This is a genomic window from Myxococcales bacterium, from assembly GCA_016706225.1.
In the GTDB taxonomy this organism is placed as follows: Bacteria; Myxococcota_A; Polyangia; order Polyangiales; family Polyangiaceae; genus JADJKB01.
The window spans coordinates 807,409-831,876 of sequence record JADJKB010000022.1 but is presented as its reverse complement, the minus strand read 5'-3'; the positions used below and the strand labels follow the sequence as shown (position 1 = coordinate 831,876).

Genomic DNA, 24,468 nt, shown 5'->3' with positions numbered 1-24,468 from the left:
CGTGACGGAGAAGCCCCAACACCGGAGGCTCGCGGTCATCCTATCTGGAGGCGGAGCCCGCGGCGCGTACGAGGTCGGTGTCCTCTGGTACCTGTTCGACGAGCTGGCCCGCATGCGCGGTGCGCCGCCGCGCGTGGACGTGATCTGCGGCACCAGCGTGGGCGCGATCAACAGCGCCTACCTGGCGGCGCACATGGGCGATCCGGTCTTGGGCATGCGCCGCCTGGTCGACGTCTGGTCGGGTTTGGCGCTCGATGACGTGCTCGGCTTCGGCTGGCGCCAAGCCGTCAGCCTCCCGCGCGTGCTCTACGGTGGCGGCAGTGGGGCCGGGCTCTTCGATGTGTCGCCGATGGCGCGCCTGGTGCAGCGTGAGGTGCCCTGGCGCGCGGTGACCCGCACGCTGAAGGCCAACGTGCTCAAGGCATTGAGTGTGTCCGCGACCGAGGTCGCGACGGGCCGCACCGTGATCTTCATGCAGACGGCGCCCACGACCTCGCTGCCGACGCGGGCCCCGCCCCGCACGCTGATCCGCTCCGAGCGCATCGGCCCGCAGCACGCGCTGGCGTCGGCGGCCATTCCACTTTTGTTTCCGCCGGTGCAGATTGGCAGCCAGCTCTACGTCGACGGCGGAGTGCGCCAGAACACCCCCATCGCCCCAGCAATCCGCCTGGGCGCCACCCACGTCCTGGTAGTTGGTACTTCGCGACTGGTGCGGGGTGTGGCTCACGCCAAGACCGGACCGCTGGCTTCACCCAGTGCCACCATGCTGCTCGGCAAGATCATGAACGCGCTCTTGCTCGACCACCTCGACAACGATCTCGGGTTCGTGAACCTGCTGAACGATCTGATGCAGAGCGGGGAGGCGAGCTTCGGCCCCGACTTCGTCGACAAGTTGAACGAGGCTGCCTTGATGCGCGGCGGTCACAGCTTTCGTCCCATCGAGACACTCGTGGTGCGGCCCACCGAGGGCATTGGAAAGATTGCGGCCGAGTACATGCGCGCCGGCAAGCTGCGCGGGGGTCCCCTCGTGACCAAACAACTACTCCGGTTGATCGACGTCGGTCGCATCGACGACGCCGATCTCGCCAGCTACCTGCTGTTCGATGGCGGTTTTGCACGCCGCCTGATCGATCTGGGGCGCAGCGACGCCCACGCGCGCCGCGCCGAGATCCTCGATTTTCTCGGTGCGGCCGAGGACGACGCGCCGATCGAGGGTGGCGGTCGCGAGGGCAGCGGCTGGTCGCTGCCTCCGCCAGCGGTCGGCTGAGCCTTCTTGCGATGCCTCAGGCCACCGCGAGCGCGGCCTCGAGCTCCGCGACGGCCTTGCTCTCGCCCTGTTTTTTTGCGAGCTCGACCCCCGCGCTGAGCCACACCTTGGCCTCATCACCCCGGCGATTGTCGATGAGCAGCTGACCAGCCATCAAGTACATCGGCAGATAGTCCGGATCGGCCGCACGCAGCGCCTCGAACGTCGTGAGCGCGTCGTCGGGGCGTTCTGCCTTTTTGTATTCCATCGCCAGCGCGTAGCGCGCAAACGAGTCGGCCTTGCCGCCTTCGACCAGCTTCTCCAGCATCTCCAGCCGTTTGTTCATGCCTCGCGCTTCGTCGGGCCGAACAGGGCGGGCGTCAAGCCGGGTCGTCCGGCTTGGGTTAAGCTGAGGGTTCGGCGCCCGCGGAGCTCGGGTGCGAAAGAGACCATGACCGCCCTCGGCCCCGGCGCCCGACTCGCCCACTTCGTCATTCAGCGTCAGCTCGGCGCAGGTGGCATGGGTGTGGTCTACGAGGCGCTCGACGAGACGCTCGGGCGGCGAGTCGCGATCAAGGTCTTGCCACCGGAGCTCGTCGGGTCGGCGGAGCGCCGCCAGCGCTTTCTGCGCGAGGCGCGCTCCGCGGCCCAGATGAGTCATCCGAACATCGCCACGGTGTTCGAGATCGACGAGGTCGATGGGCGAGTGTTCATCGTGATGGAGCTCGTCGCCGGAGAGAGTCTGCGGGACCTGATGACCGCGACTCGGGTGTCGACGTCGCGCGCGCTGGACATTGCGGTTGGTGTTGCGCGCGGCCTCGCCCACGCGCACGCGGCGGGCCTCGTTCATCGGGATCTGAAGCCGGAGAACGTGATGGTTCTGCCGAACGATGCCGTCAAGGTGCTCGACTTCGGCATCGCCAAGCCGGAGGCCGCCGAGTCCAGTGACAAAGCTGCAGCCGCCACCGCGATCACCGAAGAGGGGCGGGTGCTCGGCACACCGGGTTACATGGCGCCGGAGCAGGCGCGGGGTGAATCGGTGGATGCAAGGACCGACATCTTCGCCATCGGTGTGGTGCTCTACGAGATGGTGACGGGCGTCCGGCCATTCCAGGGGAGCTCGTCGCTCGACATCATCGTCTCCACCACCCGCGACGAGCCCCCGCCGGTCGCGAGCCACAATCCGGGCGCGCCGCGCGTGATCGAGAGCATCCTGCGACGCTGTCTCGCAAAGGATCGAAACGACCGTTATGCGAGCGCCGACGAGCTGGCGGGTGTGCTCGAGGCGGCGGCCCGGGAGGTCTCGCTCCACGAGCTGGCGACGACGCAGGCCATGCCGACACCGTTTCCATCCGTGGCCCCGCCGAAGACGCTCGCCATGCCGGAACCTGCGGCGACCACCACCGCCGCTTCCGCCTTGGCGCCGGCGCCGCCACCGTCGTTTCGTCTGCCATGGGCGGTCGGGGTGGGCCTCGTCGTGCTGTCGGTGTTCGTTGGCATCGGTGCCGTCAAGGCGCTGCGTGGACGCGAGCGTCCGAGGGAACCTCCGAGCGCACCCGCCGCGCATCCCGAGCGAGAGCCCCGGCTCGGGCTCGACACACTCGATCGCTATTCTCGAGAGGTCGGCTCCGTCTCACCCGGAGAGTGGGAGACTGCCGCGCTCGACTTCGAACGCGCGACGGCGGCAGTGCGGCGGCCAAGCGAGCGCTGGAAGGCCGCTCGGCCGTTTTGTTTGGGCATGCGTGATCTCTCGCGAGGTGATCTGGACGCAGCCCTGGCGGCATTGCGCAGCGCTGCCGCGGTCGATCCGTCGTTCGCGCTGCCCCACGTCGGGCTCTCATCGGCGCTGGTGCGCGCAGGCAAGACCGACGAGGCCGTTCGGGAAGCGCAGACCGCGCAGACCCTGGGGCCCGAGCTGGTCGTTGCCATCGCGGCGGCCGGGCGTGCCTACGCTGCCGCGGGTCGCAGCACGGATGCCATCGAGCAGCTGCAGCGTGCCCTGGCGAAATCGCCGGTGCCGGGTCTTCGCGCGCAACTGGCGCTCGCACATCACGCGGCGGGCTTCGACGATGCTGCGGAGCGCGAAGCGAACCAAACGCTGAAAGAAGATCCCGACAACGTGATGGCGCACGTGCTCCTGGCGGAGCGCGCGCTGGAGAAGCGTGACGGCAACGCTGCGCACGCGCACACCGAGCGCGCCGTGGCGGTCGAACCTCGCAACGTCGCGGCGTGGCTCGCCCACGGAGACGCGCTGCTGCTCGCCAAGCGGAACAAGGAAGCCCGCGCAGCGCTGACCGAGGCCGTGCGTCTGTGGACCGAAACCAAACAGCTCGGTGCGCCGCTGGAGCGGTTGAAGATCGTGAAGAGTGCGCTCGACCAGGGCAAGCTGCCCCCGGCGCGAGCTGCAAGCGCAGCCGCAGCGGCGGCGGGCAGGGCGGGCCCGAGAGCGAGCCCCGCACGCCCGTCGGCGAGACCGCCTCGCACCAACCCGGCGCAGGATCTGGATCTCTGATCGCGCACGGCGCACGCCGTTTCTGGCGGACCCTCCGTTGTTGTCCGGGCTTCGTTTCGCGCAAATCGTGCCGTGAAGACGCGGGTCATGCGCAGAATATCAGCCGGGGCTCTCACCGGACTTGGCTATCCAGTGAGTTGATTTTGCGGCGATCCGGTGATCGAGCTGAGCGATGTCATGTGCCCCAAATTCTGGGCATGCGCCTTGTAGGGCCGCCGTGCGAAACAGGCTCCGAGTTGGCCCCGCGCGTCGGGGTCACGCTCGAAACCCATCTCACGCTGGCAACGCCAGGAGGTAGTCGATCATGAGGGCTGCAATCGTTCCCATCTCGTTGGCTTTGGTGCTCGGAGCTGGTGTCGCCAGCGCGCAAGATGACGCGGCACCCGCGGACGGTGCAGCCCCCACGGACGGTGCAGCCCCCGCGGACGAGACACCGGCGGTAACAACGGAAGCCGCTCCCAAAGCTGCGCCGACGGAAGCCGCAACCGCCGAGGCGAAACCCAAGAAGCCCCCGTACTCGTTGCCCTGGCAGTTGCGCCCCATCGCGCCGGGCAACGTCGCCCGCCTCGACACGTCGATCCAGATGTACAAACCGAAGGGCGCCGACTCTGGTGGCAACATCATCGCGACGTCCCTGCTCTTCGCGTACAAAGTGACGCCGGACTTCGCGCCGCTCGTACGGCTCGGGTACGTGACACACTCACCGTCGGATCCTCCTGGTGGTGCCAGCGGCTCTGCGTTCCTGAACCCGGTGATTGGTGGGCTCTACGGCATCGCGCTCAGCCCCGAGATGAAACTCGGCTTGTTTCTGGGACTGGCGTTACCGCTGGGCTCGAACGGTGGAAACAGCCCGAACGCCGAGAAGTCCGTGGCGCTTGCCGGGGGCATGGGCGCGCGTCGCTACATGGACAACGCCATGTTCGCGACCAACTACTTCACGCCGTTTCCCGGCGTGGGTTTTGCGTATGTGGCGAGCAACCTCACCATTCAAGCCGAGGTTACGGTGCTCCAGCTCATGCGCGTGAAGGGGGACAAGGTCAATCCGGACAAGTCGAAGACCAACTTCACGAGCGGTCTGCACGTCGGGTACTTCGTGATCCCCGAGCTGTCGATCGGTGCCGAGCTCAACTACCAGCGCTGGCTGTCGAAGCCGAAACAACCGCCGGTGGAGGCGAAGAACTCGACCGCCGACAACTTGAGCGTTGCGATCGGACCGCGGCTTCACCTGAAGGTCGGCGAGAGCATGTGGCTCCGGCCGGGCATCGCCTACGCGCGCTTCCTGGACAAACCCCAGGGCGACGGCGACACGTACGACTCGAACCACATCATCCAGATCGACGTGCCGATCGCGTTCTGAGCGGGGGCCGTACTCATGACAACCGGGCCCGGACGTTCCGGGTCACGGCTCATGCGTGGGCCCGGCCGCAGGCCGCCCCGGAACCGCACCCGGGGTCTTGGCACGATCAGATCACGTACTGGAACGAAGACCCGAGTGCGAAAACCGGCCGGGCCCGGCGCCGGCTGTTTCACCCGCTTGGAACAGTCGCACGGCAGTTCGGTGGTCGAGGCAAGAAACAAGAACTCCGAGAAGGACGTGCGCCCGGCTTGCTGATTGAGCCCGGGTGACGGCCGCAGCGCTGCGGCTGGCGCGCGGCCGCCTTCGGCGCTGACCGAAGTCGTTGCATAAGCGCATATCATGAGATATGCATGAGCATAATGCGTACTTCGTTGGATATCCCCGACAGCCTGTTCCAACGCGCCAAGAAACTCGCGCGTGAGCGCAAGACCTCGCTTCGCGCGCTCTTGCTCGAGGGCCTCAGCGAAATACTCCAACGCGAGCGGCCGACGGCCGACCGGTACCGAATGAAGGACTGTTCGTTCGGTGGCGGGGGCCTCGTCGAGGGGCTCGAATGGACTGACAGCGATCGGCTGCGCGACCTGACGTACGAAGGGCGCGGCGCGTGATCGCCGTCGACACCAACATCCTGGTGTACTCGCACCGAAGCGACTCCCCGTTCCACGATCGCGCCGTGCAGGTGGTGCGCCAGTTGGTCGAGGGTGGAACGCGCTGGGCGCTGCCCTGGCCGTGTATCCACGAGTTCGTGGCCAACGTCACCAACGCTCGGATCTACAAGGCACCGACACCGCTCGATCTCGCGCTCGAGCAAGCCAGTCAGTGGCTGGGCTCGCCCGCCGTCCGACTACTCTCCGAAGAGGAGGGATACTGGGATTCCCTGGCAGCTCTGCTCCAGTCATCCCAGGTCAGCGGGGCCAAGGTCCACGACGCACGCATTGCTGCGCTGTGCATCGCGCACGGAGTCGCGGAGCTCTGGACCGCCGACCGTGACTTCAACCGCTTCGCCCCGCTGAGAACAGCGAACCCTCTCGTCGAGGGCTCCGAGCGCTGACGGCGCTTCACAGGGTTCGCTCGAGCTCGGCGCCCGTCGCGTATCACCAGCGTCTGCGCCGCCAGGTCGCCCAGGCGTTGGCGCCTGTCGGTCCACGCGAGCACCAAGTACCCGCTGCGCGCGGCGGATGCGTTTCAGCTCGGTGCGGCCATGATCTACTGCCGTGGGCAGCCGCGAGGCCGGTGGTTCGTCTGCTACGACGACGAGCTGAGGACCGCCGCCGATCTCGCTGGCTTCACCGTGCTGCCGCCCTGAAGGTCGGCGCGATCTCGCGATCGCCGGGGCCGGGTCGTGCGGCGCGAAGCGCGCTTGCACGCGGAGGTTTGCTCCGAAGCGCCCTAGAGAGTCACCCTCCGTTGCTGACTTCACCGGGACCAGCAAAAGGACGACACCCCCTCCCGCCATCAGGCCTCCTCCGGCCGCAGCGACGACCGTTCCCACTCGAGCGTTCATCCGCCGGCTTTGAATCTCCCGCTCTTGACTTGAGTTGCACTTGGCAGCGCACGAGCTCTCGATTTCGTCGGCTTGCGAAGCCCCTCCCACCGCCAGCACCAATCCGTAGAGCGTGACCAGGCCTCCGGCGACCAGGCCGACCACCCCGGTTTGGACCCATGTCTTGGCGCTCGATGCCAGCGCTGGTCATGACGAGTGCCTTGAGCTTCATGCGGCCGCCGCATTCACAGCGCTCGACGTCGATTTTGAAACTGCGCCGGAGCAAGGCTTTGCCATTGGAACAGTCGCAGGGCAGTTCGGTGGTCGAGACAAGAAACAAGAACTCCAGTTCGGTGGTCGCGACAAAGACTCCGAAAAACAAGATTTCCACCGAGACAAGAAACAAGAAATTCTCACGGCAAACAGCAGACCGTCAGCTCTTGCTGCTGAAGCTCACCGCTTGCCTTGGGACCGCCGGTTGGAGCACAGGTCGGTTTTGCCAGGGCCGTGTATTTCATGGACATGACGCCCGCGCTCGGGATGGCGGTGTTGCAGGCCAGGGGCACCGCGTCACTTCCCATTGGCGTGCCGGTGCAGTTCAAGGCGCCGAAGGGCTGAATCGAGCCGCACGCCGGCGACGTGCAGCCGCACGAGCCGATGGCGCAGCCGCGTTTGTCGTCTGTCTTCCAGGTGTGGATCGCCTGCGTGTATGCACCCGAGCAGGGCTGGTTCCCGTCCTTGCTGATACACAGCTTTCCTGTGGTCGGCGCGGCAGGGTTTGGCACACAGGTCCCGGACGAGCCGCAGTTGCCCTGAGCGGCGGGGGCGCAGCCTCGGATGCTGCGGGTCCACGCGATGTTGTCGAGGTTCGCGTCCACGGCTGGTGTGCAAGGCGTGGTGGTGGCGCTGATGATGGCGTGAGAGACAGCAGAGCAGAGGGAAGTTCCGCCTTGCACACAGGCACCCGAATTGAGGGTCACGGTAGTGCAGGGGGTGCCTGCACAGCAGGTCGCACCCGTACACCCCGCGTTGTTGTAGGCAGCAACCTGCACGCTCTTGCACGTGGCACTGCTGCCGTCGCACACACACGAACAGCCCGGAGCCGGCGCACTGCCACTCAGCTGATTGTGCGCGACGAAGATCTCGTTCGGATAACCACCACCACAAGCGGGTGCCGTCTTGCTGTTGGCGTCGACGATGGTGAGCGGCCCTTGCCAACCTCCGGGGACCGCCGGCGCACAGACCCCGCTGCCGCTGCACGCGGGCAGACCTCCGGTCGCGCCGGTGCCGGTGGTGCCGCCCGTCGCGCCGCCCGCGCCACCGGTCGTGCCACCCATACCGGCCGCCGAACCAGCGGCCCCGCCGGGTGCACCGCCCGCACCCGCCGCCGCGCCGCCTGCGCCACCGGTCGTGCCTCCCACGCCGCCCCCGTCACCCGCGCCTCCGCCCGACCCACTTGCCGCGCCAGTTCCCTTGCTGTCGGTGAACTGATCCCCGCCGCAGCCTTGGCCGACCCAGACCCCGCACGCGATTGCCCCGAGCGAAACCCAGCCTCGTAGCCGCATGATTTCCACTATACAGCCTTCGCCCGGTCCCTGCCTCTCTCGGCCGAGTTCGGCCCTGTGGTAGGTTCCCGCGGCTTCGTGGGCAGAGTGCCCAGCACCTTGGAGGGAGCATGCGTCTCGGTCGCCGCAGTTTGTTCATCGCTCTAACCGCTCTGGCCCTGCCCGCCGCGAATGGCTGCAAGAAGGGCGCGTCCGGCGGGGGCAGCTCGAGCGGAGGGGGAACCGAGATCGTCATCGGCCACTACGCCTCGATGACCGGCAGCACCGCGCACTTCGGTCAGGACACCGACAAGGCCGTGCGGTTGGCCGTCGACGAGGTCAACGCCGCCGGCGGGGTGCTCGGCAAGCAAGTGAAGATCGTGACGCTCGACACGCGCGGCGACTCCGCCGAGGCCGCCAACGCCGTGACGCGTTTGATCGACGTCGAGAAGAGCGTCGCGATTCTGGGCGAGGTGGCCTCGAGTCTCTCGCTGGCCGGCGGGCGCGTGGCGCAGCGCCGCAAGATCCCGATGATCTCCCCCTCGTCGACGAATCCCAAGGTGACCGAGGTCGGGGACTACATCTTCCGTGTGTGTTTCCTCGATCCGTTTCAGGGCAAGGCCATGGCGAAGTTCGCCAAAGAGAACCTGAAGGTCGAGAAGGTCGCGATCCTGAAGGACGTGAAGAACGACTACTCCATCGGGCTCGCGGCGGCCTTCAAGGAGTCGTTCGAGAAGATGGGCGGCAAGATCGTCGTCGAGCAGTCCTACGGCCAAGGCGACACCGATTTCTCGGCGCAAGTGACCGCGATCAAGGGCACCGACGCCCAGGCCATCTTCCTGCCGGGTTACTACGCCGAGGTCGGCGCGATTGCCCGCACCGCCGAGCGCCTGGGGGTCAAGCTCCCGCTGCTCGGAGGCGACGGTTGGGACGCGCCGGATCTGTTCAAGATCGGCGGCGACGCCATGAACGGCTCGTACTTCTCGAACCACTTTGCGCCGGACGCCGCGACGCCCAAGGCGCAGAAGTTCGTGGCGGATTTCAAGGCCAAGTACGGGATCGAACCCACGGGGCTCGGTGCTCTCGGTTACGACGCGGCGGCGGTGCTGATGGACGCCATCAAACGCGCGGGTAAGACCGACAGCGACGCGCTGCGGACCGCCATCACCGCGACCAAGGGCTTCGAAGGTGTGACCGGGATGATCACCATCGACCCGGAGCGCAACGCGCAGAAGAGCGCGGTCGTACTCAAGATCGAGGGCGGCAAAGCCAAGTTTGCCGCCACCGTCGCGCCGTGAGCGAGCTCCTCCAGCAGATCATCAACGGCCTCTCGTTAGGCTCCATCTACGCCCTGATCGCTCTGGGCTACACGATGGTCTATGGCATCTTGAAGCTGATCAACTTCGCGCACAGCGAGGTCTTCATGGTGGGCGCCTACGCCGGCTACTACTCGGCGGGTTTTCTGGGCATCGAAGCCCTGGAGAAGAGCGGGCGAGGATTCCCACTGTACCTCGCGGTGGCGGTGCTCTTGTTCGCGATGTTGGTCTCGGCCACGCTGGGTGTGACCATCGAACGCCTCGCCTACCGGCCGGTACGGACGGCGCCTCGCTTGACACCCTTGATCACCGCCATCGGCGTCAGCCTGCTGCTCCAGAACCTGGGCATGCTGGTGTTCACGCCCAACCCTCGCCGCTATCCGCCCATCATCAAGGAAGTCCGCTACGAGCTCGGCGGCGTCATCGTCACGAACGTCAAGCTGACCATCTTCCTGGTGACGGTCGTGCTGATGATCGGGCTCTGGTACCTGGTGCAGCGCACCTGGACGGGACGCGCGATGCGCGCGGTGAGCGTGAACCTGGACGCGGCCAAGCTGATGGGCATCGACACCGATCGCACCATCAGCGCGACCTTTGCCATTGGCTCGGGGCTGGCGGCCGCCGGCGGCATCTTGTTCGGCCTCGATCAGATCACCATCAACCCGCTGATGGGAGTGCTGACGGGCCTGAAGGCCTTCGTCGCAGCGGTGCTGGGCGGCATTGGTAACGTCCCGGGTGCGGTGCTGGGCGGGTTGCTCATCGGCCTCGCCGAGCAGCTCGTCGCTGGCTACGTGAGCCCGGACTACCGGGATGCCATCACGTTCATGATCCTGATCGTGATCTTGATCCTGCGTCCGGAGGGCATCCTGGGCGTGGTGCGCCAGGAGAAGGTGTGATGGCCGAGGTCACGAAGCTCGAGCCGAAGCACTGGCTGATCCGCCTCGTGGTCGCGGCGGCGGTGGTCGCCGGCATCTACGGCATCGGGCTCGGCGCGGAGGCCGGGTTGATCGAGTACGTGCAGCGCATCGTGATGATCGCCGGCGTGAACATCATCCTGGCGGTCGGCTTGAACCTGATCAACGGCACGACCGGGCAGTTCTCCATCGGCCACGCCGGCTTCATGGCGGTCGGCGCGTATGGCACCGCGTACGTTGGCGTGCAGCTCGCACCGCGGGTGACGGCTCTGCTGGGAGCCGGCGCGATCAGCAACGCCGTGACGTTCAACCTGGCGCTGCTGGTCGGCGCGCTCTTGGCCGGCATTACCGGCGTGCTGGTGGGCGTGCCGAGCCTGCGCCTGAAGGGGGACTACCTCGCCATCGTGACGCTGGGGTTCGGCGAGATCATTCGCCTGGTGTTCAACAACACCAAGGCCCTGGGCTCGGCCACCGGCTACTTCGGCGACGACCCGGCGGGGTTGCCCCCGTACTCCAACTTCTTCTGGGTCTACCTGTGGGTGGTGGTCATCATCCTGATCGTCCGTAACATCACCTTCTCTCAGAGTGGACGCTCGCTGATCGCCATCCGCGAGGATGAAATCGCCGCCGAGGCGATGGCCACACCGACCACGCGCCTCAAGGTGACGGCGTTCACCATCAGCGCGGCCACCGCCGGGATTGCCGGCGGGTTATTTGCTCACATGCAGAGCGGGATTCGTCCGGAGGACTTCAAATTCGAGAAGTCCATCGACATGATCGTCATGATCATCATCGGCGGGTTGGGTTCCATCACGGGTGCGGTCATTGGTGGGATCTTCCTGGCCGTCACCCTGGAGCTGATGCGCGATCTGCAAGAGTATCGCCTCGTGCTCTACGCGCTCCTTCTGGTCATCATCATGATCGTCCGCCCGCAGGGGCTGCTCGGAACGCGGGAATTGTCCCTCTCGCTGTTCAAGCGCAAGGCGGCGGCGAAGTGAGCCTGCTCGTGCTCGAGAAGATGGAGAAGATCTTCGGCGGCCTGCGCGCCGTGGCCGGCGTGAGCTTCCAGGTCGAGCCAGCGCAGATCTTCGGCCTGATCGGTCCGAACGGCGCCGGTAAGACCACCATCTTCAACGTCATCACCGGGGTCTACCAACCCGACGGCGGTCGCATCAGCTTCGACGGCGAGGACATCAGCGGCTGGGCACCCGCCAAGGTGGCGGCCCGCGGCATCGCGCGGACCTTCCAGAACATCCGGGTGTTTCGCTCGATGACCGTCGAAGAGAACGTGATGGTCGCGGGGTTTCGTATCCACAAAGCGGGGCTGCTCTCGGCCGTGTTTCGCAATCAGCGCTACATGGACGACGAGCGAGAGTTCAGGCGCCGCGCCGCCGAGTTGCTCGACATCTTCAACCTGAAGGACCTCGCGGCAGAGCCGGCGGACAGCCTGCCGTACGGCTCACAGCGGCGGCTCGAGATCGCCCGCGCGCTGATGCTGTCGCCAAAGCTCCTGCTGCTCGACGAGCCCGCCGCTGGTATGAACAGCCAGGAAGCCCGGGAGCTCGAAGGGCAGATCCGGTTCTTGCGTGACGACCTCGGTCTCACCGTGGTCCTGGTCGAGCACAACATGAGCGTGGTGATGTCGGTGTGTGAGAACATCCACGTCGTCGACCACGGCGAGACGATCGCGGAAGGTTCACCGGAGCACATCAAGGAGCACCCCAAGGTGCTCGCGGCGTACCTCGGAGAAGAAGATCCCGAGGAGGCCGTGAAGGACTACGAGGCGGTCAGCCGGCCCTTCAACCCCGCGCCAGAGGAGCCCACCAATGGCTGAGGTGCCCGCGCTCGAGGTGAAGGACGTGCGCGTGAGCTACGGCGGCATCGCCGCGGTGAAAGGCGTCTCGCTCGAGGTCGCGGCCGGCGAGATCGTGACCTTGATCGGCGCCAACGGTGCCGGCAAGACCAGCACACTGAAGAGCCTGGTCGGCCTCGTGCCGCTCAAGAGCGGCAGCGTGAAGATCTTCGGTGCCGACATCAACGGGAGGAAGACCCACCAGATCGTCTCCGACGGGGTGGCGCTGGTGCCCGAAGGGCGCGCCATCTTCGGCAACCTGACGGTGCGCGAGAACCTCCAGCTCGGCGGTTTCAAGCGGCGGGCCGCGGCGGAGCAGAAGCGCGGCATCGCGCGCTCGGTCGAGCTCTTTCCTCGCCTGGGCGAGCGCATGAGCCAGGAGGGCGGCACGCTCAGCGGTGGCGAGCAGCAGATGCTGGCCATCGCGCGGGCCATCATGGCGCAGCCGAAGCTGCTGTTGCTGGATGAGCCGAGCCTGGGATTGGCGCCGAAGCTCGTGCAAGAGGTGTTCGCCGCCATCCGCGAGATCGCCAAGAGTGGCATCACCATTTTGCTCGTGGAGCAGAACACGCGGCTCGCACTCCAGACGGCCAACCGCGCCTACGTGCTCGTGACGGGGGAAATCGTGCTCTCGGGCAGCTGCCAAGAGCTGCGGGAGGACCCGCGCATTCGGGCCGCGTACCTCGGCGAAGACGTGCACGCCTGAGGCTTGGGCGTCAGCCGAGCTCCAGCCACTCTGCGCGCACGCGCCGCGAGCCGAAACCGGGAAAACGCGCGACGACGGTGACGCTGCCGTCGTGTTCGACGCGCTCGACGACGCCGCGTCCGAACTGTTTGTGCCGCACGCGGTCTCCGGGTCGGATGTTCGGCGAATCCTCGTCGCTCTGCGCCACGTCGTCGAAGGCTTCGCGATCGACCACCCGTTCCCCGGGTGACAGCGCAGCCACCATGCGTGCGCGCGCTTGGTCGACGCTGGTCTGCCACGCGGGCGCACGCGGCCGCGGTGCGGACCAGCCTTCGTCGTCACTCGTGCGTGTGATGTAGCTCGCCGGCAGCGCCCGGGGCAGGCCCTCGCGCACCACCGAGTCTTCTGGAAAATCTCGCAGGAATCGGCTGGGCGCGCAGTAGCGCGTGCGACCGAACAGCATGCGCGTCTCCGCGTGGGTCACGAACAGGCGCTCGCGTGCGCGGGTGATGGCCACGTAGGCGAGGCGGCGCTCCTCCTCGAGGTCGTCGATGCCATCCGAGTCCATGCCGCGATATGGGAAGGTCTCCTCTTCGAGCCCGGTCAAGAACACGCTGGTAAATTCCAGGCCCTTGGCCGCGTGCACCGTCATCAGACTCACGGTGGGCACGTCCTTCGCGGCATCGATGGCACTCACCAGGGCAACCCGCTCGAGCCATCCAATCAGCGTCGGGGTCTCACCCTTCGTGTCGGCGTCTTCTTCGTACTCGCGGATCGAGCTGATGACCTCCTCCAGGTTCTCCATGCGCGCGTCGCTCTCGGCGCTGTCCTCTTCACGCAGTCGTTTGCGGTAACCAGTCTCTTCGAGCACACGGCCCGCGAGCTCACTGGGGGCAAGCTCCGGTGCCGCGGTGCGCAGGCTCTCCATCAGCGCAACGAAGCCGTTCAGCTTGGCGCGGGCAGCTCCGGTCAGGCGGCCTTCGCGGACCAGCGCGACCAGGGCTTCGTAGGCGGAGAGCGCGCTTTCGGCGGCGCGGTCGAGCACGATTTCCACGGTCTTGTCGCCGATGCCGCGGGCGGGCACGTTGATGATTCTGAGCAGATCCGCGTCGCTCTTCGGGTTCTCGATCAGGCGCAGGTAAGCGACCAGGTCCTTGACCTCGGCGCGCTCGAAGAAGCGCATTCCGCCGATGATCTGGTACGGAACGTTCTCGGTGCGCAGCGCCTCTTCGATCACGCGCGACTGGGCGTGGACGCGGTAGAACACCGCGATCTGCTGGGCGTCCACGCCGCGATGCAGCTCCCCACGCACACTGCGGACCACGAACGCTGCCTCGTCGCGCTCGTTGCCCACCGCGCGGATGCGGACCGGCTCGCCGCGCGCGGCGTCGGTCCAGAGCTGTTTGGGCTCGCGATCGAGAGCCGGCGCGATGACCCCGAGCGCGGCGCCGACGATGTTGGCGGTCGAGCGGTAGTTCTGCTCGAGCTTGACCACTGTTGCGCCAGGAAAGTCCCGGCGAAACCCGCGAATGATCTGCACGTTGGCGCCGCGCCAGCGGTAGATGGACTGATCGTCGTCCCCCACGACGCACAGGTTCTGGGTGGACGCTGACAGCGCTCGGACCAGCCGGTACTGAGTCAGGTTGGTGTCCTGGAACTCATCGACCAGAACGTGAAAAAACCGCTGGCGAAGCTCGCGGCCGGCTTCACTCTGCCGGTTCTCGGCCACCCGCATGGCCAGCACGATCAGGTCCTCGAAATCGACGGCGTTCGACCTGCGCAGGGCCTTCTCGTAGCCCTCGAACAGATCGATCAGCTCGGCGTCGAACCCGCTCTCGCGGTCCAGATCGCCCGGGCCCCGCCCCTCGCGTTTCTGGCTGTGGATCTTGGACAGCACCCAGCGCGGCGGCATGCGTTTGTCGTCGAGGCCTCGCTCTTTGAGCAGGCGCGCGACCACCGCCTTCTGATCCGAATCGTCGTAGATCACGAACTTCGGGCCGAGCCCCACCTCCGCGTGATAGCGCCGCAGCAGGCGCGCACACACCGAGTGAAAAGTGCCGGCCCAGAGATCTCGAGTGACCTCGGCTCCGGCCAGCTGCTCCAGGCGTTTCTTCAGCTCACCGGCGGCCTTGTTGGTGAAGGTGACCGCCAAGATCCGATACGGCGGGACGCGGTGCTGCGAGAGCAGATTCGCGATGCGGTAGGTGATGACGCGTGTCTTGCCGCTTCCGGCGCCAGCAAACACCAGGAGCGGACCCTCGGTGTGCGCGGCGGCTTCCATTTGCGGAGCGTTGAGGTCGGCCATCCGCCCTCCGGTCTACCAAGGGACGAGCCTCGGGACCAGCGCCAGCGGCCTCAGCTGACGATGTCGACGATCATCTGTGGCGCCCAGGCGAGATCACCCCGCGCGAGAGTGGAGCGTGCCCGGACGCCCGCCATTGCCAGCGAGCCCTCGATGACGCCGACGAGCCACTGCCGGATCGGCGCGTTCAGCGCTTCGATGTCGCTTACACGCACGACACACAAGCTCGGAGTCGGTTCGAGCTCCCAGCTGCCGAACGAGAACAAACGCGAGAGCACTGGCACGAGGCGGCGCAACACCGTGGGCGCGTCGCCGGGGCGGAGTGCACTTCTCAGGAGTGCGCCCAGCTCGGAACCAACTGCAGCGGCGCCGGCAGTACGGGCCCAGCCGACGTTCGTCATGGCAGGTCCCTGCGTCACCGCGCGTGTGTAGCGGTTCAAGATCTCCAGGTCGTAGAGGACGATGGCCTGGTGCGTACCCTCCTCGAACTCGATGGCCTCGGTCTTGGACAGTGAATCGAGCACACGTCGCCGGGCTTCGGTGCCGAAGACCTGCTGGGTGTACAGGTCAATGGCGCGCAATACCGCGCCGCGGGCCTCGGGTTTGCCGCTCGAGTGGGTGGGGGTCGGAAGGGGTCGTGAGCGGGCGGCGATCGGGCCGCTTTCCATGGGGGCATTGAAGGCGACGGCCGGATCCACCGAGTCGCGGCGGGTGCCGGGCGGGGTGGAGATCGGGCGCTCGCCGCTCTTGTGGCGGCGCTGCCGCAGCTGCTCGGGCCGGAGCAACTCGTGGAGCGCCTGCCGACGCTCGCTGATCGAGCCAGCGAGCCTGGAGAGATCGTCGGCGAGCTCGCGCGCCGTGGCGTAGCGCTCGTCGGCGCGTTTGGCCAACGCTCGCTCCAGAATTGCTTGCAGCGTCGGGTCGCTGGGTCCGCCGGCCTCGCTGAGCAGCGGCGTGCGCGAATGCGCCACTTTGTAGGCCGTTGCGACGGCGGTTGGCGCGTGAAACGGCCGGCGGGTCGTCAGCAGCTCGAACAACACGACACCAACCGCGAACACGTCGCTGCGCTGATCGATCGCCTGCTCGCCGTTGGCTTGTTCCGGCGACAAGTAGTCCGGGGTTCCCATCACGACCCCGGTGCTGGTGCGCGGTCCGGCGCCGGACGGCCAGAGCGCCTTGGCCACGCCGAAGTCCAGCAGCTTGATCTCGATCTCGTCCTCCTCGAACGCGAAGAAGATGTTGCCGGGTTTGATGTCGCGATGAACGACCCCCGCGCGGTGGGCGGCCCCGAGAGCGTCGAGCACGGGCAGCATGGTGGCCAAGGCGGCTGCGAGGGGGAAGCGGCCGTTCTCGAACAAACAACGCCCCACGCTCTCACCGACCAGGTAGTCCATGACCAGGTACGGTCCGAGCGTGGACTGCCCGGAGTCGTGCACGGTGACGATGCCCGGATGGTTGATGCGAAATCCCGATTGCGCCTCGAGGAACAGCCGGGCCGCGAAGGTGGGATCGTCCGTCTTGTGCGGCAGGAGCAGCTTCACGGCCACGGTGCGGCTTCCGTCGAGTGTCTCCGCGCGGTACACCTCGCTCATCCCGCCGGTGCCGACACGCTCGAGCAGACGGTACTTCCCGGCTACGAGTCGTCCGGGTGCGGGGTCTGCGGTCATGGTCGACAACGGCTCGGCCCACTCTGACGCGGGGCTCCTCTAACTTTGAGTGTACCAGCAAGCCCCGGGACAATGTTGGTGTAGCAAGGGGGGTTGGCGGCGAAACCAGATGGCAGCGGAACCTCACAGCGTGCGGGATGCGGAGCCGGCCCCGAGCAGCTCGATACGAGCGCTGCGGCTGGATCCGACGGGGGTCGTCGCACCGCCGTTTTGCGCATGTTGCGCGGCCCCCGCGGCAAGTTCCCGGGTCGAGCGACGGGGAGCGGGCGTCGAGCTCATCATCCCGTACTGCGTTCGCTGCCTGCGCCACGCGAGCGCCGCCACGACGCGGTCGTTGGCTGCGGCGCTCGGGTCGTGCCTGGTGGCGTTCACGCTGGCCCTCGCTCTGCCTCTAGCCTGGCCGTCGGCAGGGCTGATGGTGAACACTTGCGTCGTGCTGTTTGCGGCGTGCTTGCCGCTGCTTCTGCGTCTGCGAAGGCCCCGGGTGGAACCCGGCCACAGCAGCGCCGAGCGGGCGGTCTGGTGGATGTCCGACGGTCGTCTGGCCTGCTGTCATCCCCGGTTCGCGGCCGAGCTCGCGGAGCAGAAGGACGCCGAGCTGGAGGAAGTTCCCCGGGCAGAGCCTCGCTTCGCGCCGTGGTTGGTGGTCGGCCCGGTGGTAGCGTTGATCGGCGGACCCAGCAGCTGGTTCCTCCACCATCCGGTGGTGAGGGTCCTCAACCTGACCGCGGGTCGCATCGAGGTTCAGGTCGACGGTCGGACCGTGGTCGCAGTTGAGCCCAGCAGCACCGAGAACCCGACCGCCGGAGCCGAGCTGCGCATGCCCAGCGGTGACCACGATCTGGCGCAGATTTCGCGGGACGGAGCGGTGTCGAAAAGTCGGGTGACGCTCGAGAGCGGCGGCATGCACCTCTTTGCGCCCGGCAGCGGTGAGTACTGCTTTTGGCTCGAAGAGACCCGCTACGGGCGCGATGAAGCCGATGAAAGCGTCATCGTTCCGCTCACGGGCGAGAGCCGTTTCTGGGTTTTGCCACGCCAGGTCGACACCTGGTTCGCCGAGAACCCCACCCCCGCCGCCCCGGATCGACGCTCCTCCGGCGGCGTGCTCGTGGCGCTGCGCCAGGCACCCTGTGCTCAGGCGCCACGTGCGGCCAGGCCGTGATGTTTGCGATCGGGCACTTTCCGGCTATAGAACGGGCGACGTGAGTGACGAAAACGATCCCGCGAGTGAAGGCAACGGAGCGGAGCCGGAGGCTTCGAACCCCGACCCGGTAGACCCGCCCCCAGCCGCTCCTCCGGACCCTCTGGAAGAGGCGAAGGCGGAAGCAGCCAAATTCCGAGAGCAGCTGCTGCGCACGGCGGCGGACTTCGACAACTTCCGCAAACGCACACGGCGTGAGCTGGCCGACGCCGAGTTCCACGGGCGTGAGGACATCCTGCGGGAGCTCCTGCCGGTCTTCGACAACCTCGATCGTGCGATGCTGCACGCCGACGCGGCAACCGACGTTCAGGCTCTCGCCGACGGGCTGCGGATGGTCTCGAAGCAATTCCTCGACACCCTCGGCAAGCTGGGAATCGAGCGGGTCGGCGCCGTCGGTCTGGCCTTCGATCCCGCCGTCCACGAGGCGATTCAGCACCTCGAATCCAGTGAACATCCGGCGGGCGTGGTGGTGGCGGAAGTGCAGTCGGGATATCGCCAGGGCGAGCGGCTGCTGAGGCCGGCCCTGGTTGCCGTGTCGAAGGGCCCCGCCAAAGTCTCGGAAAACCCGGCGCCTCCGGAAGAACCCGGGTAAATGCGCTCTTCCCTCGGGTAACACCCGGGGTAAGCTCGGACGCCCATGGGGAAGATCATTGGCATTGACCTCGGCACCACGAACTCATGTGTCGCGGTGCTCGAAGGAACCAACGCCGCCGGTACGCCGGAAGTGCGCGTAATCCCCAACGCCGAGGGGGCGCGCACCACCCCCTCCGTGGTGGCAGTGACGGCGAGCGGTGAGCGCCTGGTTGGGCAGGTCGCGAAGCGGCAGTCCACGACCAATCCCGAGAACACCGTCTACGCCATCAAGCGGCTGATGGGCCGCAAGTTCGACGACGACGAGGTGAAAAAACACACCGCTGGTGTCGCCTACCGGGTGGTCGAGAGCCCCAACGGGGACGCCTGGGCGGAGCTCCAGGGCAAGGCGATGTCCCCACCCGAGATCTCGTCGGTCGTACTCGGCACCATCAAGCAGATCGCCGAGGCCCATCTGGGTGAGCCGGTCTCCGAGGCGGTGATCACCGTTCCGGCGTACTTCGACGACGCCCAACGCCAGGCCACCAAGGATGCAGGACGCATCGCGGGCCTCGAGGTGAAACGCATCATCAACGAGCCGACGGCGGCCTCCATCGCCTACGGCTTGGACAAACAAACGGCGCAGCGCATCGTCGTCTACGACCTGGGCGGAGGCACCTTCGACGTCTCGATTCTGGAAATTTCCGGCGGCGTCTTCAACGTGAAGGCGACCGGTGGTGATACCCACCTGGGCGGCGAAGACTTCGACATGATGATCATCGACATGCTCGCCGACGAGTTCCAGAAGGCGAACGGCATCGATCTGAAGAAGGACCGCATGGCGCTGCAGCGGCTGAAAGAGGCTGCGGAGCGGGCGAAACACGAGCTTTCGTCGTCCCTCGAGACCGACATCAACATTCCGTTCGTTGCCACCGGCAAGGCGGGCCCGTTGCACCTCGAGCGCAAGTTCAAGCGGAACGAGCTCGAGCAGCTGACCCGCGCGCTCGTCGATCGCACCATCGCCTCGTGCAAGACCGTGATGAGCGACGCCAAGCTCGGTCCCGACAAGATCGACGAGATCGTGTTGGTGGGTGGCATGACCCGCATGCCGGCCGTGCAGAAGGCCGTCAAGGAGCTGTTCGGGAGGGATCCGCACAAGGGCGTGAACCCGGACGAGGTGGTGGCGATCGGCGCCGCGCTGCAGGGAGCCGCGCTCGGCGGGGTCATCGACGAGGTCTTGCTGCTGGACGTGACACCGCTCTCGATCGGAGTCGAGACCGGCGGTGGGGTCTTCACCCGGCTGATCAGCCGCAACACGACGGTGCCGACGGAGAAGAGCGAGATCTTCACTACCAGCGTCGACAACCAGAGTTTCGTGCCGATTCACGTGTTGCAAGGCGAGCGCGAGATGGCCGCCGACAACCGCAGCCTCGCCCGCTTCGAGCTGAGCGGAATTCCGCCGGCGCCGCGCGGTGTGCCGAAGATCCAGGTGACCTTCCGCATCGACGCCAACGGCATTCTATCGGTCGAGGCCAAGGACCTCGGGACTGGGCGTGGCCAGAGTGTCAGTGTCACGCCGACCAGCGGCCTGAATCAGACGGAGATCGACTCGTTGGTTGCCGAGGGCGACAAGTTCAAAGAGACGGATCAGCTTCGCCGAGACATGGCGGAGATGAAGAATCAGTGCGACACGCTGATGTACACCACCGAGCAGGCGCTCGAGGGTTACGCCGATCTCCTGGGTCCGGAGAAGGTAGCGGGAGTGCGCGAGAAGCTCGAGACGCTTCGGGCCGGCCTCAATGGCGGGTCCGACCTGACTGCGCTGCGCGAAGCGTACTCCGCGCTGGAGAACGCCACCTTCGAGATCGCCGAGGCAATGTACGGCGATTCCGAAGGCGAAGCATGAAAGCGCGATGACCGAGGGCGACCCCCAGCGGACTTATGGCCGGTATCGGCTCGAAGAACGCATCGGGGAGGGGTCGATCGCCGAGACCTGGCGTGCCAAGAGCTTCGGCGTCGAGGGGTTCGAGAAGACCCTCGTCATCAAGCGGCTGTTGCCGGCCTTGGCCCAGGACAGCGTCTTCGTCGAACACTTCGTGCGCGAAGCGCAGCTCGCGGTGCGCCTGAGCCACGCCAACGTGGTGCAGGTCTTTGACCTCGGCCGGGTCGAGGAACCTTCCGGCGACAGTTATTACCTGGCCATGGAGCACGTTGCGGGTCGAGACCTCGGCAGTGTGAGCTCGTCCTGGCAGCGGGCAAGCACCGGCGCGCCGCTGGGGTTTTCGCTGTTCGTTGCCTCCGAGATCGCAAAGGCTCTCGATCACGCCCATCGCCGGCGGGACGAACAGCTCGAGCTGTTGGGTGTCGTGCACGCGGACGTGGCGCCGAACAACGTGCTCTTGTCGTGGGACGGCGAGGTCAAGGTCTCGGACTTTTGCGTCGTGCGCGCGCTGTGGGAGCACACGCGCGACAACCGGCTCGGCGACCCGCGCATCGTGAAGAAGCTGAGCAGCGCCAGCCCGGAGGTGCTCGCGGGGGCGGCGCCTACCGCGCAGAGCGACGTGTTCGCGCTCGGCGCGCTGCTCTACACCCTGCTGGCGGGGCAGCACCCGTTCTCGGGGCGTAACGCCAAAGAGACGTGGGCTGCGATCGTGCGCGGAGTCTTCCGACCTCTGGCCGAGGCGCGGCCCGAGCTCCCGGTCGGTGTGTGTGCGCTCGTGGAGCGTGCGCTCTCCCCGAACCCGGATCAGCGGCATGCCTCGAGCGGCGAGCTGTACGAGGAGCTGGTCGCGCAGCGTTACGTCGCGGGCGCGCGCTTCGCGGCGGAAGATCTGGCCGATCTACTCGAAGGACGTCGCCTGCCGGCGCTACCCAGCTCCGAGTCGGTCGAGGATCTGCTCGAGGTGACACGCTCGGATTTGCGTCGCCCCGCCTTCCTCGACGTGAGTGTGCCGGCCGCGCCTCCCGAGGAGGAGATCAGCGTTCTCGGAACACTCTCCGAGCTCAAGAACGAACGCGAGCTGTCCTTGCTCTTGGTGCGCCTCGGCTCGCGCGCGGACAAACCCGAGGTGCGGGAGCACCTGCGGCAGCTGTTCACCCGTTACGGCGGACGACTCTTGGCCGAGACCCCCGGCGAAGTGGCCGCGGCCTTCGGTCTCGGTGGTCTCGACACCCTCGACACCGAGAACGCGGTGCGCGCTGGGCTGGTCGCCGTGCGCGCCTACTCGGCCTTGCACGACCTCAGCGTCGTCGTCGAGCTCGCGCGTTTGTGCCTCGACGACGAGGGTGCGCTGGTCGAGGACCAGCGGGTCAAGTCCGCGCTCGCCGGCGTGCGGCGACTCAGCTCCCTGGCGGTGCGGCGGGTCGTGATCTCCGCCGAGGCGGCTCGTAATCTGCGCGGGCAGTTCGAGCTCAAGCCGGTCGGTGCTTCAGGCAAGGGCCCGCCCTATCTGGTCGGAGCGGAGCGTCCCATCGACGCGGCCGAACAGCAATTCGTCGGGCGAAAGCCGGAGCTGCGGCGGTTGGGAGAGGCGCTCAAGGTCGCCGGTCGCCGCCAGCTCCAGGTGCTGGGTCTGGTTGGGCCCCACGGCATCGGCAAGACTCGGCTGCTGCACGAGGCCATCGCGCGCATTGCCCGCGGTTCGTTCAGCATCGGTGCTCACGTAGCCCAGTGCCTACCGCGCGGGCGCGAAGAGCCGCACGGTGCACTGGTGGTGATGCTGCGCGCGATGTGTGGTGTGCGCGAGGGAGATCCGCCTTCGGTGATCTTGTCGGTAGAGCCCCGGCTGCGTGCGCTCGGTCTGGTGGGTGTGGAAATTGCGGCCGTGCTCAGTGCGCTCGGAGTAGCGGGAAGCGCGGCGGTCGGCCCCGGGGCCTTGGCTGCCGCGGTCTCGCGCATGTTCGCCAGCCTCGCCGAGGACCGACTTCACATCTTCGCCTGGGACAACTCCCACGAGATCGACGACGAGTCGGGGGCCGTCTTGGCAAGTGTCGCAGCGCGGCTGGCGACGAGCCGCGTCGTGCTCCTGTTCTCGGGTCGCCCGCGCGACGAGGCGCCGTACGAGGCTGTCCCGGGTTACCTCGAGCTCACCCTCGACGATCTGGAAGAAACCGACGTCGCGCGCCTGGTCGCGCTCAGGCTGGGGGTGGAAGAAGCTCCGCCGGAGCTGGTTGCCTTCGTGCTCGAGCGCGCGGGGGGACACCCCATGTTCGTCGAAGAGCTCCTGCGCGAGGCCCGGGAGTCCGGCGCGATCGAGGTGAAGGATGCCAAGGTCGCGCGCATGGCGCTCGACGGTGTGCTGGCGGTGCCGCGACCGCTCAGGACCCTGGTCATCGATCGTGTGCGGCGTTTGCCCGATCGCGAACGAGATCTGCTCGTGGCGTCTGCCATCTTGGGGGCCCCGGTCGACGTATCGGTGCTAGGCGCCATGCTCGACCTGCCTCTCGGCAAGGTGAGCGCGCTGGCGGACGCGTTGGTGACCAAACAACTCGTGGTGCGCGATGATCCGGTCACGCTCGGATTTGCCACGTCACTCTTGCCCGAGGTCGTGCTGGGTGAGCTCGATCCGGACGCAAAGATGGAGCTGCACCGGAGCGCCGCCAACGCCTACCCCATGGTGTTGGCCGAGCGCACGGAGCAAGAGGCCCATCGCATCGCGCGGCACCTGGCCGAGGCGGGTGAGCGGGACCGCGCTGCGGGTTTCTACGCCACCAGCGCTCAGTATCATCTCGCTGCGCGTCGGCTGGAGCGTGCCGCAGGAGATTTCGCCCGCGCCATCGAGCTGTCCGACTGGCGCGCTCAGTCCGCCGCGGAGCTGTGTGAGTGGGTCGAGGCGCTGGGACACGCGGTGCGCCACGTGCGCGCGGGTGCGAAGCTCCCGGAGCTGGTGCAGCGATTGTGGCTGCACATCCAGTCGGACTCCGCCTTCGACGCCGAGATGGCGGTCCGCATCAGCATCAACCTGGCGCTGATCCTGGGCGCGCTGAGCCGCTACAAAGACGCACTCCGGCTCCTGGCGAGTGCGCTCGCCCAGGCTCAGCCCTACCCGGTGCTCAGCCAGGCCGCGCACATGGCCGAAGGTGAGATCGCGGCGCGCCAGGGTGAGTTCAAGCTCGCGCTCGCGGCGCTCGAGCAGGCCGAGGGATTCGCCCTGGGTGGGGCCCAGGAAGAACACCGGCGTTTGCTCTCGACGGCGCAGGCAGCGGGCGCCGCCGGCGAGCACGACAAGGCGCTCGATGCGCTCGACCGCGCGAGGAGCCTGTTTGGCGAAGGGGAGGAGCCCGTGCTGGCCGTCGAACGCGCCAAGGTGCGCGCGCTGATCCACGGATTTCGTGGGGACTGGGCGCGTTGCGCCGAAGAGAGCGCGGCGGCGGCCGATCAGGCACGAGGGCTCGGCTTGCCTCACGAAGTCGCCATCCACCTGCACAATCAGGGGGATGGTCTCATGCGGATCGAGGACTTCCCGCGCGCGTACGTCGTGCTCACGCGTTCGCTGTCGGTCGCCGAGCGTATTGGTGCCGAGCGGTTGGTGAACCTGAACCAGATGATGCTGGCGTATCTGGACGCGTTGAACGGATCGGAGGCGGCAAAGAAACTTCTGGGCCAGAAGCTCGCGTATGCCGAGGCGCAGAAGTGGACCTGGGACGCTCTCTCCGGTCGAACACTGCTCGGCAAGCTGCTCGCGAAGGCGGGTGACGTCGTCGGTGCCCGCAGGGAGCTGTCGTTGGCCAAGCGTCTGGCCGAGACCACGGCCAATCAGCTGGTGCTCGACGATTGTGAGCGTGCGCTCGCCGAGCTCGGGCTGGTCTCCCGCTGAGGG

The 24,468-nt window shown here is 67.0% G+C and carries 17 protein-coding genes; 13 read left to right on the top strand and 4 right to left on the bottom strand.

Features of this window, described 5'->3' with window-relative positions; all coding sequences use genetic code 11:
* Position 1: 1 nt before the first annotated feature.
* Positions 2–1,267 carry a patatin-like phospholipase family protein gene (locus IPI67_34675; protein MBK7585322.1) on the top strand — a complete coding sequence of 422 codons (1,266 nt, stop codon included), beginning with the start codon at positions 2–4 and terminating at the stop codon, positions 1,265–1,267.
* A 16-nt stretch (positions 1,268–1,283) separates the two neighbouring features.
* On the opposite strand, the gene IPI67_34670 is transcribed toward IPI67_34675, so the two are convergent.
* On the bottom strand, positions 1,284–1,592 hold the full coding sequence (locus IPI67_34670; GenBank protein ID MBK7585321.1) for a tetratricopeptide repeat protein: 309 nt from the start codon (positions 1,590–1,592) through the stop codon (positions 1,284–1,286).
* Positions 1,593–1,697: 105 nt separating this feature from the next.
* On the opposite strand from IPI67_34670, the gene IPI67_34665 reads away from it, so the two are divergent.
* The 4 genes from IPI67_34665 to IPI67_34650 all read left to right on the top strand — a co-directional run bounded on the left by IPI67_34665 (position 1,698) and on the right by IPI67_34650 (position 6,166).
* The gene (locus IPI67_34665) at positions 1,698–3,758 is read left to right on the top strand and encodes a protein kinase (protein ID MBK7585320.1); all 2,061 of its coding nucleotides are present in this window, start codon (positions 1,698–1,700) and stop codon (positions 3,756–3,758) included.
* Positions 3,759–4,062: 304 nt separating this feature from the next.
* The gene (locus IPI67_34660; protein MBK7585319.1) at positions 4,063–5,115 is read left to right on the top strand and encodes a hypothetical protein; all 1,053 of its coding nucleotides are present in this window, start codon (positions 4,063–4,065) and stop codon (positions 5,113–5,115) included.
* Between the two features lie 359 nt (positions 5,116–5,474).
* Complete coding sequence (locus tag IPI67_34655) at positions 5,475–5,723, top strand: DUF2191 domain-containing protein (GenBank protein MBK7585318.1); 249 nt, start codon at positions 5,475–5,477, stop codon at positions 5,721–5,723.
* Positions 5,720–6,166 carry a PIN domain-containing protein gene (locus tag IPI67_34650; GenBank protein ID MBK7585317.1) on the top strand — a complete coding sequence of 149 codons (447 nt, stop codon included), beginning with the start codon at positions 5,720–5,722 and terminating at the stop codon, positions 6,164–6,166. Before IPI67_34655 ends, IPI67_34650 begins: the two co-directional genes overlap by 4 nt.
* A gap of 845 nt (positions 6,167–7,011) precedes the next feature.
* Here IPI67_34650 and IPI67_34645 read toward each other — a convergent pair.
* The gene (locus IPI67_34645) at positions 7,012–8,163 is read right to left on the bottom strand and encodes a hypothetical protein (protein ID MBK7585316.1); all 1,152 of its coding nucleotides are present in this window, start codon (positions 8,161–8,163) and stop codon (positions 7,012–7,014) included.
* A gap of 110 nt (positions 8,164–8,273) precedes the next feature.
* Here IPI67_34645 and IPI67_34640 point away from each other — a divergent pair, with 110 nt between their 5' ends.
* The 5 genes from IPI67_34640 to IPI67_34620 are packed head-to-tail and all read left to right on the top strand — an operon-like array spanning position 8,274 to position 12,930.
* Entirely contained in the window at positions 8,274–9,440 is a 1,167-nt protein-coding gene (locus IPI67_34640; protein ID MBK7585315.1) for an ABC transporter substrate-binding protein, read from the top strand.
* Positions 9,437–10,354, top strand: coding sequence for a branched-chain amino acid ABC transporter permease (locus IPI67_34635; GenBank protein MBK7585314.1), 918 nt, complete (start codon positions 9,437–9,439; stop codon positions 10,352–10,354). The genes IPI67_34640 and IPI67_34635 overlap by 4 nt, the downstream gene beginning before the upstream one ends.
* Positions 10,354–11,370, top strand: a complete 1,017-nt coding sequence (locus IPI67_34630; protein MBK7585313.1) for a branched-chain amino acid ABC transporter permease — start codon at positions 10,354–10,356, stop codon at positions 11,368–11,370. Before IPI67_34635 ends, IPI67_34630 begins: the two co-directional genes overlap by 1 nt.
* A 20-nt stretch (positions 11,371–11,390) precedes the next feature.
* Positions 11,391–12,206: an ABC transporter ATP-binding protein gene (locus IPI67_34625; GenBank protein MBK7585312.1), complete on the top strand. Its 816-nt coding sequence runs from the start codon at positions 11,391–11,393 to the stop codon at positions 12,204–12,206.
* Positions 12,199–12,930, top strand: a complete 732-nt coding sequence (locus tag IPI67_34620; GenBank protein ID MBK7585311.1) for an ABC transporter ATP-binding protein — start codon at positions 12,199–12,201, stop codon at positions 12,928–12,930. Before IPI67_34625 ends, IPI67_34620 begins: the two co-directional genes overlap by 8 nt.
* 10 nt (positions 12,931–12,940) lie before the next feature.
* On the opposite strand, the gene IPI67_34615 is transcribed toward IPI67_34620, so the two are convergent.
* Positions 12,941–15,214, bottom strand: a complete 2,274-nt coding sequence (locus IPI67_34615) for a UvrD-helicase domain-containing protein (GenBank protein ID MBK7585310.1) — start codon at positions 15,212–15,214, stop codon at positions 12,941–12,943.
* Between the two features lie 50 nt (positions 15,215–15,264).
* On the bottom strand, positions 15,265–16,878 hold the full coding sequence (locus IPI67_34610) for a serine/threonine protein kinase (GenBank protein MBK7585309.1): 1,614 nt from the start codon (positions 16,876–16,878) through the stop codon (positions 15,265–15,267).
* Between the two features lie 980 nt (positions 16,879–17,858).
* On the opposite strand from IPI67_34610, the gene IPI67_34605 reads away from it, so the two are divergent.
* Genes IPI67_34605 through IPI67_34595 form a run of 3 tightly spaced genes read left to right on the top strand, consistent with a single transcriptional unit; the run spans position 17,859 to position 24,465 of the window.
* Entirely contained in the window at positions 17,859–18,671 is an 813-nt protein-coding gene (locus tag IPI67_34605) for a nucleotide exchange factor GrpE (GenBank protein MBK7585308.1), read from the top strand.
* A gap of 45 nt (positions 18,672–18,716) precedes the next feature.
* A complete protein-coding gene (gene dnaK / locus IPI67_34600; protein ID MBK7585307.1) occupies positions 18,717–20,555 on the top strand; it encodes a molecular chaperone DnaK in 1,839 nt (612 codons plus the stop codon).
* Between the two features lie 7 nt (positions 20,556–20,562).
* On the top strand, positions 20,563–24,465 hold the full coding sequence (locus IPI67_34595; GenBank protein MBK7585306.1) for a protein kinase: 3,903 nt from the start codon (positions 20,563–20,565) through the stop codon (positions 24,463–24,465).
* The last annotated feature ends 3 nt before the right edge of the window (positions 24,466–24,468 follow it).

Bases quoted from the DNA above. Each gene is read 5' to 3' on its own strand.
- IPI67_34615 (MBK7585310.1), bottom strand. From the start codon at position 15,214: ATGGCCGACCTCAACGCTCCGCAAATGGAAGCCGCCGCGCACACCGAG.
- dnaK (MBK7585307.1), top strand. From the start codon at position 18,717: ATGGGGAAGATCATTGGCATTGACCTCGGCACCACGAACTCATGTGTC.
- IPI67_34625 (MBK7585312.1), top strand. From the start codon at position 11,391: ATGGAGAAGATCTTCGGCGGCCTGCGCGCCGTGGCCGGCGTGAGCTTC.
- IPI67_34610 (MBK7585309.1), bottom strand. From the start codon at position 16,878: ATGACCGCAGACCCCGCACCCGGACGACTCGTAGCCGGGAAGTACCGT.
- IPI67_34645 (MBK7585316.1), bottom strand. From the start codon at position 8,163: ATGCGGCTACGAGGCTGGGTTTCGCTCGGGGCAATCGCGTGCGGGGTC.
- IPI67_34605 (MBK7585308.1), top strand. From the start codon at position 17,859: ATGAAAGCGTCATCGTTCCGCTCACGGGCGAGAGCCGTTTCTGGGTTT.
- IPI67_34630 (MBK7585313.1), top strand. From the start codon at position 10,354: ATGGCCGAGGTCACGAAGCTCGAGCCGAAGCACTGGCTGATCCGCCTC.
- IPI67_34665 (MBK7585320.1), top strand. From the start codon at position 1,698: ATGACCGCCCTCGGCCCCGGCGCCCGACTCGCCCACTTCGTCATTCAG.
- IPI67_34660 (MBK7585319.1), top strand. From the start codon at position 4,063: ATGAGGGCTGCAATCGTTCCCATCTCGTTGGCTTTGGTGCTCGGAGCT.
- IPI67_34640 (MBK7585315.1), top strand. From the start codon at position 8,274: ATGCGTCTCGGTCGCCGCAGTTTGTTCATCGCTCTAACCGCTCTGGCC.
- IPI67_34655 (MBK7585318.1), top strand. From the start codon at position 5,475: ATGCGTACTTCGTTGGATATCCCCGACAGCCTGTTCCAACGCGCCAAG.
- IPI67_34595 (MBK7585306.1), top strand. From the start codon at position 20,563: ATGACCGAGGGCGACCCCCAGCGGACTTATGGCCGGTATCGGCTCGAA.
- IPI67_34670 (MBK7585321.1), bottom strand. From the start codon at position 1,592: ATGAACAAACGGCTGGAGATGCTGGAGAAGCTGGTCGAAGGCGGCAAG.
- IPI67_34620 (MBK7585311.1), top strand. From the start codon at position 12,199: ATGGCTGAGGTGCCCGCGCTCGAGGTGAAGGACGTGCGCGTGAGCTAC.